Origin of the sequence: Streptomyces sp. NPDC047453, from assembly GCF_040643155.1 — a bacterium.
In the GTDB taxonomy this organism is placed as follows: domain Bacteria; phylum Actinomycetota; class Actinomycetes; order Streptomycetales; family Streptomycetaceae; genus Streptomyces.
In genome coordinates, this window is sequence record NZ_JBEYTS010000039.1 from 42,513 (window position 1) to 59,654 (window position 17,142).

The 17,142-nt window shown below is 70.5% G+C and carries 10 protein-coding genes and 5 pseudogenes; 8 read left to right on the forward strand and 7 right to left on the reverse strand.

Annotated elements, in window-relative coordinates; genetic code table 11:
* Window positions 1-37 precede the first annotated feature (37 nt).
* A pseudogene (locus ABZ818_RS27945) lies at window positions 38-1,241 on the reverse strand (globin domain-containing protein).
* 343 nt (window positions 1,242-1,584) lie between these two features.
* On the opposite strand from ABZ818_RS27945, the gene ABZ818_RS27950 reads away from it, so the two are divergent.
* On the forward strand, window positions 1,585-2,067 hold the full coding sequence (locus tag ABZ818_RS27950) for a GNAT family N-acetyltransferase (RefSeq protein WP_361420215.1): 483 nt from the start codon (window positions 1,585-1,587) through the stop codon (window positions 2,065-2,067).
* A 121-nt stretch (window positions 2,068-2,188) separates the two neighbouring features.
* On the opposite strand, the pseudogene ABZ818_RS27955 reads toward ABZ818_RS27950, so the two are convergent.
* Window positions 2,189-2,533, reverse strand: a pseudogene (locus ABZ818_RS27955) (ATP-binding protein); the annotation flags it as partial.
* 212 nt (window positions 2,534-2,745) lie between these two features.
* Here ABZ818_RS27955 and ABZ818_RS27960 point away from each other — a divergent pair.
* From ABZ818_RS27960 to ABZ818_RS27975, 4 genes are all read left to right on the forward strand, one after another.
* On the forward strand, window positions 2,746-3,120 hold the full coding sequence (locus ABZ818_RS27960) for a nuclear transport factor 2 family protein (RefSeq protein WP_361420218.1): 375 nt from the start codon (window positions 2,746-2,748) through the stop codon (window positions 3,118-3,120).
* 279 nt (window positions 3,121-3,399) lie between these two features.
* Window positions 3,400-4,002: a hypothetical protein gene (locus tag ABZ818_RS27965; RefSeq protein ID WP_361420221.1), complete on the forward strand. Its 603-nt coding sequence runs from the start codon at window positions 3,400-3,402 to the stop codon at window positions 4,000-4,002.
* Window positions 4,003-4,483: 481 nt separating this feature from the next.
* Entirely contained in the window at window positions 4,484-4,825 is a 342-nt protein-coding gene (locus tag ABZ818_RS27970) for a hypothetical protein (protein WP_361420224.1), read from the forward strand.
* A gap of 232 nt (window positions 4,826-5,057) precedes the next feature.
* The gene (locus ABZ818_RS27975; RefSeq protein WP_361420227.1) at window positions 5,058-5,474 is read left to right on the forward strand and encodes an SsgA family sporulation/cell division regulator; all 417 of its coding nucleotides are present in this window, start codon (window positions 5,058-5,060) and stop codon (window positions 5,472-5,474) included.
* A 31-nt stretch (window positions 5,475-5,505) separates the two neighbouring features.
* On the opposite strand, the gene ABZ818_RS27980 is transcribed toward ABZ818_RS27975, so the two are convergent.
* On the reverse strand, window positions 5,506-6,036 hold the full coding sequence (locus ABZ818_RS27980; protein WP_361420230.1) for an adenylate kinase: 531 nt from the start codon (window positions 6,034-6,036) through the stop codon (window positions 5,506-5,508).
* Between the two features lie 177 nt (window positions 6,037-6,213).
* Here ABZ818_RS27980 and ABZ818_RS27985 point away from each other — a divergent pair, with 177 nt between their 5' ends.
* Entirely contained in the window at window positions 6,214-10,701 is a 4,488-nt protein-coding gene (locus ABZ818_RS27985) for a S8 family serine peptidase (protein WP_361420233.1), read from the forward strand.
* A gap of 35 nt (window positions 10,702-10,736) precedes the next feature.
* Window positions 10,737-12,437 carry a kelch repeat-containing protein gene (locus ABZ818_RS27990; RefSeq protein ID WP_361420236.1) on the forward strand — a complete coding sequence of 567 codons (1,701 nt, stop codon included), beginning with the start codon at window positions 10,737-10,739 and terminating at the stop codon, window positions 12,435-12,437.
* A gap of 134 nt (window positions 12,438-12,571) precedes the next feature.
* On the opposite strand, the pseudogene ABZ818_RS27995 reads toward ABZ818_RS27990, so the two are convergent.
* The 4 genes and pseudogenes from ABZ818_RS27995 to ABZ818_RS28010 form a co-directional block, all read right to left on the reverse strand.
* A pseudogene (locus ABZ818_RS27995) lies at window positions 12,572-12,982 on the reverse strand (ABC transporter substrate-binding protein); the annotation flags it as partial.
* A 2-nt stretch (window positions 12,983-12,984) separates the two neighbouring features.
* Window positions 12,985-13,545: pseudogene (locus ABZ818_RS28000) on the reverse strand (ABC transporter ATP-binding protein); the annotation flags it as partial.
* Window positions 13,542-14,696, reverse strand: a complete 1,155-nt coding sequence (locus ABZ818_RS28005) for an iron chelate uptake ABC transporter family permease subunit (protein ID WP_361420239.1) — start codon at window positions 14,694-14,696, stop codon at window positions 13,542-13,544. The pseudogene ABZ818_RS28000 and the gene ABZ818_RS28005, both read right to left, overlap by 4 nt.
* Window positions 14,693-15,660 (reverse strand): annotated as a pseudogene (locus ABZ818_RS28010) (iron ABC transporter permease). The gene ABZ818_RS28005 and the pseudogene ABZ818_RS28010 overlap by 4 nt, the downstream one beginning before the upstream one ends.
* Before the next feature lie 198 nt (window positions 15,661-15,858).
* Here ABZ818_RS28010 and pstC point away from each other — a divergent pair.
* Window positions 15,859-17,142 (forward strand): phosphate ABC transporter permease subunit PstC, encoded by a 1,284-nt coding sequence (gene pstC, locus ABZ818_RS28015; protein ID WP_361420242.1) that lies wholly within the window; start codon window positions 15,859-15,861, stop codon window positions 17,140-17,142.

The window sequence follows — 17,142 nt, forward strand, 5'->3', positions numbered from 1 at the left end:
GCGCCATGCTGTCGTGCGGCGTACGGCGGTCCGGCTCTCAGCCTTCGGCGTCAGCCAGCCACAGGTCGGGGCCGAAGACCTCGTAGCGAATGCTGCGGGCGGGGATGCCGGCCTGGAGGAGCTGGGTGCGGACGGCGCGCATGAAGGGGAGGGAGCCGCACAGGTACACGTCCGCGTCGGCGGGGAGGTCCAGACCGGCGAGGTCCATCAGACCCGCGCGGAAACCGGCTTCCTCGGCGGTGTCCCGTTCGTACCAGAACTCCGTTCGCGCGTCGGAAAGTTGGTCCACGAGGCGCAGGGTCTCGGCGCACAGGGCGTGAGCGGCCGCGGTGAGATCGGCGTGCAGGACATGAACCGGTCGAGCCGAACCCGTGGCGGCGAGGTGTTCGAGCATGGCGACCATGGGGGTGCAGCCGATTCCGGCGGAGACCAGCACGAGCGGGGTGTCGGCGTCGTCGAGGACCACGTCGCCGAACGGGGCCGACAGGGTGAGTTCGGCGCCTGCCCGGACATCACGGTGCAGTTGGTTGGAGACCTCGCCCTCGGGGGCGTCGGCGACGCTCGCCACCCGCTTGACGGTGATGCGCCGCAGGCGGTCGCCGGGGGCGTTGGACAGGGTGTACTGGCGGGTCTGGTGGATGCCGTCGGGCATGAGCACCCGGACACTGACGTACTGGCCGGCGCGGGCCGCGGGGAGCGGGCCGCCATCGGCCGGGCGCAGCAGGAAGGACACCACGTCCGGGGTCTCCTCCCGCCGCTCCACGACGGTCCACTGACGCCACGGCTTGCGCGGGTCGACCTGCGCTTCCTGATAGAGGCGGGCCTCCCGGGCGATGAGGGCGCCGGCCATCAGCCAGTACACCTCGTCCCAGGCCGCGGCCACCTCCGAGGTGACCGCCTCACCCAATACGTCACCGATCGCGCGGAACAGGTACTTGTGGACGATCGTGTACTGGTCCTCGGTGACGCCGAGAGCGGCGTGCTTGTGGGCGATCCGGGCAAGCAGGGCGTCCGGGGGTGTCGGGGTCGGCCAGCAGCGCCGTGGCGAAGCCCGCGATGGACCCGGCCAGCGCCTGACGCTGCTCGCCGCTTGCCTGGTTGCCGCGGTTGAACAGGCCATCCAGCAATTCGGGCTGATCGGAGAACATGGTGCCGTAGAAGCGGGTCGTGATCTCGTCCAGTGCACTGCCGACGGCGGGCAGGGTGGCACGGACGACGGCGGCCGACTCGGGCGAAAGCATGGCTCTCCTTTGCAGTGCGGGCAGACAGGGGACGGCACACGCCGTCGCAGCCGGTGGTCCGCCGTGCGGACACGGCCGGCACATCGATCGTGCCGGTCCTCCCGGAGCTCAAGTAGGGCTGAACTTCCCCGATGTCTGGGCCTGTTGGGCAGGGTTGGTGTGAGCCCTGTCACTCCTGCCGCGTCAGAGGTACTGCCATGCGACTGGGCCGGGAACGCCACCATGCCGAACACAGCCCGGCGCGCCGGTCGCGCTCCGGATCGCCTGTGTCGCATACGCTGCGGCGGCGGTTCTTCACATCGGCCCGGACGGCGCGGTTGCCGGATCCAGGAAGGGGTGTGGCATGAGGTCCCCAGGCGTGCACCTACGGGAGATCACCGACGACAACCGGGATGCCGTTCGCGCCCTGCGCGTCCGCCGTGACCAGAAGCAGTTCGTCGCCTCCGTGTCCAGGTCGCTCAAGGACGCGACAAAGGGCGCGGAGGCGAATCCCTGGTACCGGGCCGTGTACCGCGGTGACGAGCCCGTCGGCTTCGTGATGCTGTCCTGGAAGCCGCCGACCGGTCCTTTCGAAGGACGGCACTTCATCTGGCGCCTCCTCGTCGACAAGCGGTACCAGGGGCGAGGGATCGGCCGGGACGCGCTCACGCAGATCGCCGACCTGGTGCGCGCGGACGGCGGCACCGAGCTGCTGACCAGCTACGAGACCGGCGACGGCGAACCGTTGCCCTTCTACCAGAAGCTCGGGTTCGAGCCCACCGGGGAGATCTACGACGGCGAGATCGTCTTGCGGCTCACCTTGTCCGCGCACCCCGGGGACACGTGACGCAGCAGGCGGGCTCGAACAGACAGTGGCGCAGAGCCCCGAAGGTTCGCGGGTGGCCCGGTCGCAGGCGGCCAGTGCGGGCAGGCCGTGCCGGACGAGGACGCGATGTGCGGTGCCTGGTTCACGCTCGGGGCCGCTCCGCTCGCCGCGGGTTCGGCAGGTGCAGCGTGAACACCGTTTCGACGCCGGGGTCACTCGTTGCCGTGACGGTGCCGCCGTGGGCGGTGACGAGTTGCCGCACGATGGCCAGCCCCAGGCCGCTGCCGCCCGTCCGCCGGCTGCGTGACTTCTCCGCCCGCCAGAATCGGTCGAAGATGTGCGGGAGATCCTCCGGGGCGATGCCGCTTCCGGTGTCGCGCACCATGAGCAGGACGTGGTCGTCGGTCTGCTCTGCGGTGAGGGTGATCGTGCCGCCCGCGGAGGTGTGGCGGAAGGCGTTGGACACCAGGTTGCCCACGATCTGGCGCTTCGCTCCACGTCACCTCGGCCGGCATGGTGGCCATCATCCGCGCGGGCGACGTGGCCTTCGGCGGCACAACCCGCTGACGGACGGTCCGGCGCTGACGGGCGGAGCACGGAACCGGCGTGAGGAATGCGAGCTCACGCCGGCCCGGCGGATGGTCCCCAAATACGCTCGTGAAAGGCCCCGTTGCGTGAACCACCTGGTATGACTGATGCATGCACGAAGAGACCGCTCAGTCCGCGATCGATACGTTCATCTCCGCTTTCAACGCCGCGGACGACAGCTATGTGACGGCTCTGCTGTCCCAGTCCCTGACCTCGGATGTGATCTTTTGGGGACCATTGGGGCGCAGCGAGGGGATCGAGTCCGTCGAGCGCTTTGTGCTGGACATCCGGCGCCACCCGGCAGGAAGTGGCACGATGGTCCGCTGCTCGGGGGTGGATATGCCCGATGAGTGGGCCCGGTACCGGTGGGTCTTCACCACACCGGACGATGGCCCTCGCCTGGCGGGGACGGACGTCGTCCACCTGCGGCGAAACCTCATCGATCAGATCATCGTCTTCGCAGGAGAGATCAAGCCTTCTTCCTGAACTTCCTCCCCCGGCACCCCCACCGGGGGCATCGTCGGCGTCGCGGAGAAGCCGGTACCGACGGGCACGTACGTCGTCGACCGCGGAGCGGCACGTGGGTGCCGAGAAGGACAACGAGCGTTCGGCGTCTTCCTCTATGCGGTGAGGGCCGCGTTTTCCCCCGGCTGGGCTCATGATGTCACGCATTGAACATGTCCGAAATGACAGTTACGAGGGGTGTCATTACGTTCATCTCAGGTCGGTCACTCGACCGACGTCCGTGAGACAGAGAGAAGTGACATGCCCACGCGTACCTTTGCTGTGGCCGCTGCCGGCGTAGGCGCGGCGGTCCTTGCAGCCACCGGTATCACCTACGCCGCGACCTCCGGATCCTCCCCGGCGTCCCCATCTGTCCACCAGCCGGCCGCAGCTGTCCAACGGGCGGCCAAGCCTCAGCAACCAGCCGCCCAGCCCGACCAGCGGGCCGCCCCTGCCGCCGCTCCCGAGAGCGGCGGCGGCCCAGGCGGAGAGAAGGACGGGGGCCGCGGCCGCGAGGGGGGCGACCGCGAGGGCGGCGGACGCGAGGGGGGCGGACGCGACTTCGGCCGCAAGGGAGAGGGAAGGATCTACTTCAACGACCGCGTGTACTCCGCTGCCGCCGAGGGCTGCATCACCACGGCCAGCGGACTGGGTTCCAGCAGCTTCAACGTCTTCAACGACAGCCGGAGGACCATCGAGGTCTTCCGTGGCTTCACCTGTGACAACGGCGCTCCGGTCGCCACCGTGGGTCCCCACGGCGCCACCAATGGCGTTGTGACCCGCACCGTCGAAGGCGGCCTGTTCGGTGACGATGGCGTCGTGGGCAGCTTCCTGGTGCTCACCGACGACGGCGACGATTGGTGACAGCGCCACCCGGAGCACAGGGAGGATCCCGGCCCGCCGTAATCGGGCCGACACTCCCCGAACCGCTCCAGGTCTGACACGAGGCTCCGAGCCGTCCCGGAGCCCGGATTCTTCCAGACACCAGAAAACGGCGCCTGACCTGGTCTTTCGACCGTCAGGCGCCTCTTGTGCGACCACGCTCACGGCAGGGCCTGGTTTTGCGCGGTATTCCAATGCGCCCGTGGATTCGGCGAGTTGCTCGCCATGACGTGGCACAAGGCGCCGAAGGCAGCGGGCCGCCGGCCGCCGGCCGAGAAACGGCTCAAAACAGCGGGGGCCGTAGCAATATTCCGGCGCGACGACTCCTCGGCGCGTGGTGCACCTCACGCCAGACTTAGTTCACCGTTCAACAAGTCAGGGTTAGGGTCTTCAGTGCCCAGTGAGGCAGATAAGCACCAATTTTCCCGTTCGCATCGTGGAGCGAGGAAAGAGAGGAAACACCATGGCAAGCAGGACTGTTCGTGGGGTTGTCGTCGCGATCATCTCGACCGTCGTCGCGGCAGCCGGGCTTCTCGCCACCGGCGGCTCCGCATCGGCTGCGACGTACCCGAGCAGCAGCCGGTCGGGTGTCGTCTCGGCGGTCCGCATCTCCGACCACCACAAAGAGGACCGGCACAACCACCACGGTGGCCGCCACTGGATCCGGCACGACAAGCATGACGGTGACCGGGCGCACATCGACGAAGGCCGTCGGCAGTGGGTTCTCGACCAGCTCCGCTGGGCCGACGGCCACGGGCACACCTACCGGGGCGGCCTGAAGCACCACGACGCTTCACACCGCTGAGGACCGCGGCCACCAGGACCGCCACCGCTCGGGCTGCCGTACGTCTGCGGGCAAGTGACGCAGCTCGAGCCACCCCGGCCCGTTGCGGGCCGATGTCACAGAACGGCGGGGGCGGCGTTCGGGGTCGCTCAAGGGACAGCGGCGACCACGGGACCGAATGCCTCCCACGCGCCCCAAGCGAAGGTTCGGCGGCCACCGCCGCCCCTTCCGTCGACCAGACGCACACAGAGCCATGATCACTTGCGTAGACCACATGCTCGGCATGGAGCTCGTGTCACCCCAGGGCACACGGCTCCCGGTACCGACCCACCTGCTCTACAGGTCGCAGGACCCACTCGTGGTGGAGTTCCTCTTCCAGGGCCTCGCCCTGAGCCCCGTGTCCTGGGTCATCTCACGCGAGCTGCTTGCCCGAGGGATGCTGGCGGACAGCGGAGAGGGCGACGTGAGGGTGTGGCCGACCGGAACTGGCCCGGAAGCCCTCCTGCACATTCTCCTCAGTCCACCGGGCGGCTCCGCCCACCTCATCGCCGCGCTCCCGACCCTCACGCACTGGCTGTACCGCACCTACCAGATGGTGCCGGCCGCCCATGAGACCGAGGCACTGGACCTCGAAAGCCACCTCGAACGGCTTCTGAACGAGTCACCCTGAAGGTGCCCGCCGCTGGAACTCCCGCGACGCCTCATTTCCCGCGCAGGAGGGATGCCAGCCAGGCCGCCGTGTCGTTGGGGTGGCCGAAGCGGAGAGTGTCGAGAGGGGCGAAGCGGGGATCGCCGGCACGGCGCTCGATCTCACGGCGGCGGGGCCCGTGTTGGGACCATGGCCACCAGGCCGGGTGCTCCCTGCTCAGCCAGTCCCTCCAGGTCTCCCTGTTGCCGCCGAACAGAACCTCGCGTGTCACGGTGCGCCGGAAGGACCGGCGCTGGACGCGGGGCATGATGACGCGTTTGGGATAGTCCAGCCATATCACGGTATCGGCCCGGTCCCACAGCAGGTCGCGGACTTCCGGATAGCCGAGCGAGTCGATGATCCAGCAAGGCTCCTTGGTGAGCCGTGAAACGTCTTCGGTCAGCTGGTCGTTGACGGCCCAGTCGGGACCGTTGAAGTACAGCGCGTCCATCTCGTGGTAGGGCAGGCCAAGTCGACCGCTCAGGGCATGGGCGAGCGTGGATTTGCCCGCGCCGGTGACGCCCACCACCAAGATCCGTTCCACGGGTGCACCTTATCCCGGCACCCGATGAGGAGCGTCCTTCATTATCTATGGCGGATACACGCCAAGGCGTAAACCCGTATCAGGGCGCACATTGCCTGTCCGTCACCGTACTGCGAGCGTCAGCAGCGCTTTTTTGTGCATGCAGCTGCTCTGTGATGAACGGGAGTTGACAAAGCAATGCCCAGAGCGCACCTCACGGGCCGGTGGCGAACCGGTCCCGCCCTCGCCCTCGTCGTGGCCCTCATGGTCGCGCTGCTCGCCACCCTGGGGACCCAGCAGGCCGACGCGACCGACAAGATCGACAGTGATCTCGCCGCCGCTCTGCAGAAGGACCCGGCCACCCCGTTCTGGATCCGCTTCGGCGAGAAGGCCGACCTGAGCGCGGCCCGCTCCGCCAAGGGACGCGAGAAACAGGGCCGGAACGTCGTCGACGCGCTGCGCGGGACGGCCCGCGACCAGCAGTCCGGCGTTCTTGCCAAGCTGAAGAAGTCCGGCGCCGAGTACCGGACGTTCTGGGCCTCCAACACCGTCTACGTGGCCCGCGGTTCAGCCGAACTCGCGAAGTCGCTCGCCGAGGACGGCAATGTCGTACGGCTGCGTAGCGATCATGTCTACGAACTGCCCGACACGACCGAGGGCCCGAAGGTCAAGGTCGTCGCGGCGGCCGACGACGCCGAGCCGGTCGAGTGGGGCATCGACGCGATCGGCGCCGACAAGGCCTGGGCCGAGTTCGGCAGCCGCGGCGACGGCGTGGTCATCGGCTCCATCGACTCCGGAGCCCAGTACGACCACCCGGCGCTGCGCGACTCCTACCGCGGCGCCCGCGCCGACGGCAGCTACGACCACAACTACAACTGGTTCGACCCGAGCGGCGTCTGCGGCACCCCCTCGCTCGCGCCGTGCGACAACGCCGGACACGGCACCCACACCATCGGCACCATGACCGGCGGTCTGGCCGGCAGCGCCCGTATCGGTGTCGCCCCGGGCGCCAAGTGGATCTCCGCCAAGGGCTGCGAGGGCCGGACCTGCTCCGAGTCCGCGCTGCTCGCCTCCGCGCAGTGGATGCTCGCCCCCACGGACCTGAGCGGCAACAATCCGCGCCCCGAGCTGCGGCCCGACATCATCAACAACTCCTGGGGCAACGACAACGGCATCGCCGTCGAGGACTGGTACCAGGACTCCGTGAAGGCGTGGATCGCCGCCGGCATCTTCCCCGTGTTCGCAGGCGGCAACGCCGGACCCGCCTGCAACACCGCGGGCAGCCCCGGCGACTACGCCATCTCGTACGCCGTCGGCGCCTTCGACTCCAAGGGCGTCATCGCCTCCTTCTCCTCCCGCGGCCAGGGCGAGAACGGCGCGATCAAGCCCGACATCGCCGCGCCCGGTGTCAGCATCCGCTCGGCCACTCCCGGCAACTCGTACGCGTACATGAACGGCACCTCCATGGCGGCCCCGCACACCGCGGGCGCGGTCGCGCTGCTCTGGTCGGCGGCGCCCGCCCTGGCCGGGGACATCACCGCCACGCGTGAGCTGCTGGACTCCACCGCCGTCGACGTCAACGACACCAGCTGCGGCGGCACCGCGGGCAACAACAACGTCTGGGGCGAGGGCAAGCTCGACGCCCTGGCCGCCATCACCGCCGCGCCCCGCGAGGGCACCGGCATCGTCACCGGCAAGGTCACCGACGCCGCGACCGGAGAACCCGTCGCCGGCGCCGAGCTGCACATCAACGACCGACGGCTGATCACCGACGCCGACGGCGGCTACCGGCTGCGCCTCCAGGCCGGCGAGTACACCGTCGCCGTCACCGCCTTCGGCTACCAGGACGTCCAGCGCACCGTCACCGCCGTCGCCGACAGGACGGTGACCGAGAACATCGCCCTGAAGGCCGCACCGACCACCACCATCCACGGCAAGGTCAGCGACGCCTCCGGGCACGGCTGGGGCCTCTACGCCAAGATCAGCGCGGTCGGTGTCACCGGCGCGGGCCCCTGGTTCAGCGACCCGGCGACCGGCGCGTACAAGATCACGCTGCCGGCCACCGCGCGGTACACGCTGCGCGTCGACGCCCGGTCGGCCGGTTATCGGTCCCTGACCCGCGAGGTGCCGTTCACGGCCGACGACACCGTGGACCTCGCACTCGCCGTGGTCGCCGAGCGCTGTGTGGCGCCCGGCTACTCCGTCGGCGGCCTCTTCGAACCGTTCGACTCCAGTGAGAAGCCCAAGGGCTGGACGGTGGTCCAGCACGCCGACGGCGGCGGCTGGGAGTTCGACGACCCCGACCCGCTGGGCAACCGCACCCCCAAGGGCGAGGGCAACTTCGCCTCCGTCAACAGCGAGTTCTACGGCTACCAGCGCACCCAGGACTCCGACCTGATCACCCCGGCGGTCGACCTGACCCAGGTCGACAAGCCGGTCCTGCAGTTCGAGACCCAGTACCAGGGCCCCTCCTGGACCCGCTCCGTCGCCACCATCCACCTGTCGACCGACGACGGCACCACCTGGACGCAGCTGTGGACCCGGCAGAAGTCCAATCTGGTCGCCTCGGTCAGCCTCCCGCTGCCGCAGGCCGCCGGCCACGACAAGGTCCGGGTGCGCTTCAACTACAAGGGCTCCTTCGACCAGTGGTGGATGATCGACGACGTGCTCGTCGGTGACCCGGCCTGCGCCGCCGTCGACGGCGGCCTCCTTGTGGGCCAGGTGCAGGACGGCAATACTGGCGGGCCTCTCGCCGCCGCCACCGTCACCGCGCCCGGCGCGGGCGACGCCCGCTCGGTGCCCACCACCGAGGACCCGAAGACCGGCGACGGCCTGTACACCGCGTTCCTGCCCGCGGGCACACACCAGGTCTCGGCCGGGCACGACCGTTACGCCTCGGCCGAGAAGACCGTCACCGTGCACAAGGACCAGGTGTCCACGGCCGACTTCACGCTCCAGGCCGGACGGCTCGACGTCAAGCAGTCCTCGCTCGACCCGACCGTGCGCCTGGGCAGCAGCACCGGCGAGACCCTGACGCTCACCAACACCGGCAAGGCGCCGCTGACCGTGCGCACCGGCCTGTCCGGCGACGGGCTCACCGCGACCGCCACCGGCGGTGGCGGCCAGGCCGAGCCCGCCCAGCCCAAGGCCGCCACGAAGGTCACCAAGGCCGCCGGCGCCGCCGGCGACTCCGCCGCCTCGGCGCGCGCCGTCCCCGGCGGCAAGCCCGTCTCCGGGTTCCTGTCCGCCGACACCGCCGGACGGGCGGCCGCAGGGCCGCAGCCCACGGCGACGCCGGACAACTCCGTTGCCGCCAACGGTGATTGGACCACCCTCGCCCCGTACCCGACCGGCATCATGGACCCCGCGACCGGTATGTACCGGGGCGAGATCTACACGGCCGGCGGTTACGACGGGTCCGGTACGACCGCCAAGGCCTACCGCTATGACCCCGTCGCGCGGACCTGGACCGCACTCGCCCCGCTGAACACCGCCCGGCAGGCCGGCGCGTCCGCGTTCATCGACGGGAAGTTCATCGTCACCGGCGGCTGGTCGGCCGGTGTCCGGGAGCTGCCCTCCACCGAGATCTACGACCCGGGGAAGAACACCTGGACCCAGGCGGCCACACTGCCCAAGGCGTACGGCGGCATGTCCCGAGCCGTGCTCCAGGGCAAGCTCTACGTGATCGGCGGCTGCGTCGACAACGGCACCCTGCAGGGCGACTGCGGCCGCACCGACGTCCAGGTCTACGACCCGCAGCAGGACCTCTGGGGCACCGCGGCCGACTACCCGGTGCCCGTCTCCTGGTCGTCCTGCGGCGCCCTGGCCGGCAAGCTCTACTGCGCGGGCGGCATCGACGTACGCACCGGCATCCGCACCGACGCCTTCGTCTACGACCCGGCCTACGACCACTGGTCGCGCATCGCCGACGTGCCGGCCGGCACCTGGGCCGCCTCCTACTACACCGGCGGCGGAAAGCTCCTGGTCACCGGAGGCATCGGCGACGACGGCCGCACCACCGCGAAGGGCTTCGCCTACGACCCCGCCGGCAACGCCTGGTCTCCCCTGCCCGACACCAAGTATCCCTTGTACCGGGCCGGTTCGACCTGCGGCCTGACCGTCGTCGGCGGCGCCGGGCAGGGCTGGCCCGGCATGCCGAGGGTGCAGACCCTGACCGGATACGACGACTGCGGCACCGCCGACCTCGGCTGGGCGTCCACCGGGAAGGACACCGTCACTCTCAAGCCCGGCGAGCGGACCACGCTGCCCGTGCACCTGGACACCAGCAGGCTGACCCAGCCCGGCGCCTACTCCGCCGCCGTCCAACTGCGCACCGACAGCCCGTACGCCTCCCTCTCCATACCGCTGAACGCCCAGGTCACCCCGCCGCCCGGCTGGGCGAAGGTCACCGTGGACGTCGAGCAGGCCGCGTGCACCGGCGGCAGCGACCCGCTCAAGGGGGCCTATCTGGAGGTCGGCGGCAGCGGTGTCCCGCTGGCCCGCAAGTCCGACCGCGGCGGAAAGGCCGCCGTGTGGCTGCCCGTCGACGGGCAGAGCGAACGGATCACCGTCATCGCGTCCAAGGACGGCCTCAGTTCTGCCACCGACGTGTCCACCGTCAAGCGGTCCGGGTCCGCGCACATCACGCTGACCCTCAAGCCGGCGGGCGGGTGCCCGGGACAGTGACACCACTCCACGACGCACACAGCAGGGAGATTCCCATGCGCCGCAGATCCCTCCTCGGCATCTCGGCGGCGGTCGTCGTACTCGCCGCCGGGCTTGTCACCGGTGCCTCGGCCCAGGCCGACGAGGCGCCCGATGTCACCGTCAGCACCTCGGAGCTGACGGCCACCGCGGAGCTGGGCGGCTCCGCCGAGGCCGCCCTGACCTTCGCCAACCACGGGACCGAGGCCCGCAAGGTGATCCTCGGCGAGTCCGCCGGCGACTTCACCATGCAGCGGGCGGGCGCCGCCCGCAAGGACGTGAAGGGCGCCGCGAACCCGCACCGCCTCACCGCCGGCACCGACCGGGGCGACGGCACCGCCGACAAGGGAACCGAGGCTCAACTCGCCGAAGCACCCTGGGAGTCGATCACCGCCCACCCCGAACCCGTCATGGACAACCTGGTGTCCGTGGGACCGGGCGGAAAGGTCTACTCGGCGGGCGGCGTCAGCAACGCCGCCATGGTGGCGACCGTGCGCGCCTACGACCCCGTCAGCGGCGTCTGGAACACCGTCGCGCCGATGAGCACGGTCCGTGAGAAGCCCACCGGGGGATTCGTCGACGGCAAGCTCTATGTCACCGGCGGCTGGACCAACTCCGGTTCCCCGGTCGAGACCACCGAGGTCTACGACCCGCAGCAGGACACCTGGAGCAAGGCCGCGGCCAACCCCGAGCCGCTGGCCGCCGCCGCGTCCGCCGTGCTCGACGGCAAGCTGTACACCGTCGGCGGCTGCGACAAGAACGTCTGCGGGCACACCACCGTCCAGTCCTACGACCCGGCCGCCGGCACCTGGAGCGCCCACGCCCCCTACCCGGAGCCGGTGTCCTGGACGTCCTGCGGCGCCATCGCGGGACGGCTGTACTGCGCGGGCGGCTTCACCGACGCGGGCGGGGCCACCGCCGGCACGTACACCTACGACCCGGGCACCGACAGCTGGGCGAAGCTGAGGGACATGCCCGAGTCGCTGTGGGCCTCCGGGTTCACGGCCGCGGGCGGCAGGCTGCTGGTCTCCGGCGGCTCCAGTGGCGAGGTGTACACCAACGCGGGCTACCAGTACGACCCGGCGGCCGATGCCTGGAGCGCGCTGCCCAACTCCGGGCAGGCCTCCTACCGGGGCGGCAGCGCCTGCGGCCTCTACCGGATCGGCGGCTCCACGGGCGGCTTCGCGGGGACGACGTACGCCGAGCTCCTGCCCGGTCACGACTCCTGCGGCAGCGGTGTCGACTGGCTGACGCCGGACCCGGCCGAGTTCGTGCTCGAACCCGGCCAGGAGCGCGCGGTCACCGTCACCATGGACAGCGCGAACCTCGCCCAGCCCGGCAGCTACACCGCCTCGCTCACCGTCGGCACCGACCGGGGCGACCGCGTCGACCCGGTGCGGGTGATCTTCAAGGTGACCGCGCCCGGTCAGTGGGGCAAGGTCAAGGGCACCGTCACCAGCGCCACCTGCGCCGACGGCGGCGCCGGAGCGATCGGCGCGGCCACGGTGACGCTCTCGGCGGACGGGTTCCACCGGGTCCTGCGCACCGGTCGCGACGGTACGTACGCCCTGTGGATCGGTGAGCACTCCGGGCCGTTGACGGTCATCGTCGCCAAGGACCAGTGGCGGGCGCGGACCACCGACGTCCGTCTCAAGGGTGGCGAGACCAGCGACGTCTCCTTCGCCCTGGAGCCGTACCCCTTCTGCCCGAAGGGGTAGTCGCCACCGCACCGACACCCCCGGCCGCGCGGGTTCCTTCCCCAACCGCCCGGCCGGGGGCCAGGGCGATCATGGGCGCGAGACCGCCGCCGAGGGTCCACACGCCGTTCGCCTTCGGCCCTCGCGGCCGGGGCCTACTTGGTGAGGTGCGTCTCCAGGTCGCCGAGCACCTCCTGGGCGGCCGTCACGCCGAGGCCGAGGTACCAGGTCTCGTCCGGAACGTCGTAGGCGTGCCCCGCCTTGACGGCGCCGAGGCCCTTCCAGAGCGGGTTGCTCTGCGCCTTGGACTTGTCGGTCGCCTTCACGTCGCCGTAGACGCCGGTGAAGATGTAGTCGGCGTCGGCCTGGTCGATGTTCTCGGCGCTGACCTCGGCGGCGAGGTCGTCGATGTCCTGGTTCTTCGGCCGGGGGATGCCGGCGTCCTTGAGGATCGTGCCGATGAACGAGGCGTTGGCGTACAGGCGGATGACGCCGTCGGGCAGGTAACGGACCATCGAGACGGTCGGCTTGTCGGTACCGAGCTTCTCGCCGAGGGCCCCGGCCCTCTTTCCACCTGGTGGGCGATGTCCAGATACGTCGTCGGCTCGTCGAGCAGCAGCAGATCGGTGTCCTGGGCAAGGGCCATGGCGATCCACACCCGTTGGCGCTGCCCGCCCGACAGTTCGTCGACCGGACGCTCGGCGAGATCGGCCGTCCCGGTGCGTTCCATGGCCTGCGAGACGGATGCCTCGTCCGTCTCGGACCACTGCTGCCACCACTTCTGGTGCGGCTGGCGCCCGCGCGCGATCAGATCCCCGACCGTGATCCCCTCCGGCGGCACCGGGGTCTGCGGCAACAGCCCGACCGCCTGGGCGATCCGCTTGGTGGGCAGGCGGGCCAGTTCGGTTCCGTCCAGCAGGACGGCCCCGCGCCGCGGCTTCAGCAGTCGGCCCAGGGCGCGCAACAGGGTGGACTTGCCGCAGGCGTTGGGGCCCACGATGACGGTGACCCTGCCGTCCGGGACGTCCAGGTCCAGCTCCTCGACGACCGTTCGGTCCTCGTAGGCGAGGGTGAGCCCCCGCGCGGCAAGACGGGAAGTCCCCGGGGCGGTGGGATGGTTGCCGGTCACGCGGTTCCTCCGGAACGGCTGCTACGGGTACGGACGATCAGCCACATCAGATAGGGGGCGCCCACCAGGGCGGTGAACACGCCGACCGGAAGCTCCAGCGGCGAGAAGAGCCTGCGGGCCAGCAGATCTCCGACGACCACGATCAGCGCGCCCGTCAGCGCGGAGCACACCAGCGGAATGTGCGGGGCACGGGTGAGCCGGCGGGCGATCTGCGGGGCGAGCAGGGCCACGAAGTCGACAGGCCCCGCCGCCCCGGTCGCGACGGACGCCAGCACGACACCGAGGACACTGAGCCCGACCCGGACGCGGCCGAGCCGGACACCCAGGGCGACGGCCGTGTCGTCGTCGAAGGCCGAGCCGCGCTGCGCGCGGGCCGCCCACGGCAGGAACGGCACCAGCAGCACCAGGACCGTCGCGAGCGGTGCCGCCTGGTCGTAGCCGCGGCCGTTGAGCGATCCGGTGAGCCAGGTCTTGGCCTGCTGCGCGACCAGATAGTCGCCCTTGGTCACCCACAGCCGGGTCAGCGAACCGAGCGCGACCGAGATGCCGATGCCGATCAGGACGAAGCGGGAGGCGGCCAGCCCGCCCCGCCAGGCGAACAGGTAGACGAGCAGTGCGGCGAGCAGACCGCCCGCCACGGACACGTACGGCAGAACGGCGTACGAGGTGAGGCCGAACGTCATCGCGGCGACCGTCGCCGCTCCCGCGCCGTGCGTCACGCCGATGACGTCCGGGCTGGCGAGCGGGTTGCGGGCCATGGTCTGGATCAGCGCGCCGGACAGGCCGAAGGCGATGCCCACCAGAAGGCCCGTCATCAGGCGCGGCAACCGCAGTGTGCCGACCACCAGCCGGTCGGGGCTCGGCAGTCCCAGCAGAACGCGGACCACCTCGCTCGGCGCGACGAACGACTCGCCGACGCACAGCGACGTCACCACGGCAGCCGCGAGCAGCACGGTGAGGACGGCACCCACCACCAGGGCCCTGCGGTGCACCAGGAAACTGCCCCGCCCGGCCCGCAGCACGGCATGTCCGGCGGGCCGGCCGGGCGGACGCCCGCCGCCGTTGCCGCCGACGGCATCGTGTGCGCCGTGCCCCGCGTGCTCTGTCTGCTCCAGGTGCGCCGCGCGCTCCCCGTGACTCAACCGCGTCATGCCGTCACCGCCTTCCGCCGGACCAGCACGATCAGGAACGGCACACCGGCCAGCGCGGTCATCACGGCCCCGGGCACCTCCGCGGGCCGCACCACGACCCGTCCGAGCACGTCCGCCAGCAGCAGCATCACCGGCCCGAGCAGCGCGGCCACCGGCAGCAGCCAGCGGTGGCCCGGTCCGACGAGGGCACAGGCCAGGTGCGGCACGGCGAGGCCGATGAAGGCGATGGGACCGCCGCCGCGACCGCGGCGCCGGTCAGAACGGTCGCGCCCAGGGCGCCGTTTGCTCGCAGCAGCGCGACGTTGCGGCCAAGGCCCCGGGCGATGTCGTCGCCGAGCGCGAGCGCGTCGAGGCCTCGCGCCATGGCCAGCACCAGCAGCAGGCCGGCGAGGAGGAACGGCCAGACCTGCCCGGCGATCGTGGCGTCCCGGCCGCTGATCGAACCGACGTCCCAGAACCGGAACTCGTCCAGGGCGCGTGCGTTGGTGGTGAGGACGGCCGAGATCAGCGAGGCGAGGAACGCGTTCATCGCGGCACCCGCCAGCGCCAGCTTGACCGGGGAGGCCCCGCCTCGCCCGCTGCTGGCGACGGCGTAGATCAGGACCGACGCGACTCCCGCGCCCACGAACGCGTACCAGACGTACCCGGTCAGGCTGTGCACCCCGAGGAAGGCGATGGCGCAGACGACGCCCATCGACGCCCCCTGGCTGATGCCCAGGATGCCGGGCTCCGCGATGGGGTTCCGGGTGATCCCCTGAAGAACCGTTCCGGCAACGGCGAGCGCGGCCCCGACCATCACCCCGATGACCGTGCGCGGCACTCGCAACGACCGTACGACCTGCGCGTCGGCGCTGGTCCCGCCGTGCAGCAGGGCGTCCCAGACCACCGAGGGCGCCACCGGGCGACTGCCCACCGCGAGACTGAGCAGCACCGCCGGCAACAACAGGAGAAGAATGGTGACCAGTCACCCGAAGCGGCGTCCTGGGACTCCTGACATGAACCCTTCCCCGTATCGCTTAGCTTAGGCTCGCCTAAGCGTACGTGGTGTCCAAAACGCGCCCTCGCCCACGTCGGACACGCGGAGGCGGGACAGCCGGGACGCCGCACTCGACGCGCGCACAGGGGCGGCACAGAAATGGCATGAACCGTTCATTGACCGGCCATGCGAGACGCGTTGGGGCGACAAGATCCGGCCATTGAATCTCATCGCGCGGACCGACCGGTCATCGCGAGATTCGTTTCCACAGTGGGGGGACCACACGTGGTGGCCACGCACCATGGGCTCGGCGGACGAGATGCGGACGGACCCGGCCTGGGCACAGCGGCGTCCGAGGCATCGGTTTCCGGCAGATCGGGGTCCGACAGACCTGACTCCGACAGAGGGCAGTCCGACAGATCGGAGCCCGACAGACCTGACTCCGACAGACCGGAGCCCTACAAAGGGCAGTTCGGCAGCCCGGAGCCGGGTGGACCGGCGCCCCGGCGGCCCCGCGCCGCGCGCGGGTTCGGTGACCGGGTCTTCCGCTTCCAGCTGACGGCCACCGGAGTCGTCGTCCTCGCCATCATGGCGGCGGTCGGCCTGTTCCTGCTGCTGAGGGCCGGACAGGCGCTGCGCGTCGCCAACTTCTCGTTCCTCACCACGGCCGCGTGGCAGCCGGACGTTCACAACTTCGGCATCGCGGCCGTACTCACCGGAACCCTGCTGATCGCCGCCGTCGCGGTGATCATCTCCGTTCCCCTGGCCATCGCGACGGCCCTGTTCATCTCGGACGTGGCACCGCGGAAGCTGCGCCGCTCCCTGGTCACCATGGTCGATCTGATGGCCGCCGTGCCGTCGGTGGTGTACGGGCTGTGGGGGCTGTTCCTCCTCCAGGAGAACGTCATCGGGCTGTCGCGCTGGCTGTCCGACTGGTTCGGCTGGATCCCCCTCTTCAAGGTGGACGGCACCCAGCCGGGCGACCCGCTCGCCTCTGCCAGCGTCTACACCGCGTCCACCTTCGTCGCCGGCATCGTCGTCGCCCTGATGGTCACGCCGATCCAGTGCTCGGTGATGCGCGAGGTCTTCGCGCAGGCGCCGGCCGGCGAACGCGAGGGCGCCTACGCGCTCGGCGCCACCCGCTGGGGGATGATCCGCTCGGTCGTTCTGCCCTACGGCAAGGGCGGCATCATCGGCGGGACGATGCTCGGGCTGGGCAGGGCACTCGGCGAGACGATCGCGGTCTACATGATCATCTCCCCGGTCTTCGTCATCCAGCCGCACATCCTGCAGACCGGCGCGAACTCGGTCTCCGCGCTGATCGCTCTGCACTACGGCGACGCCTCCCCCTTCGGTATGTCGGCGCTGATGGCGGCGGGCCTGGCGCTGTTCGTGCTCACCCTGGCGGTCAACTTCACCGCCTCCACCATCGCGGCCCGCTCCCGTTCCGGCGCACAGAGCGAGGTATGA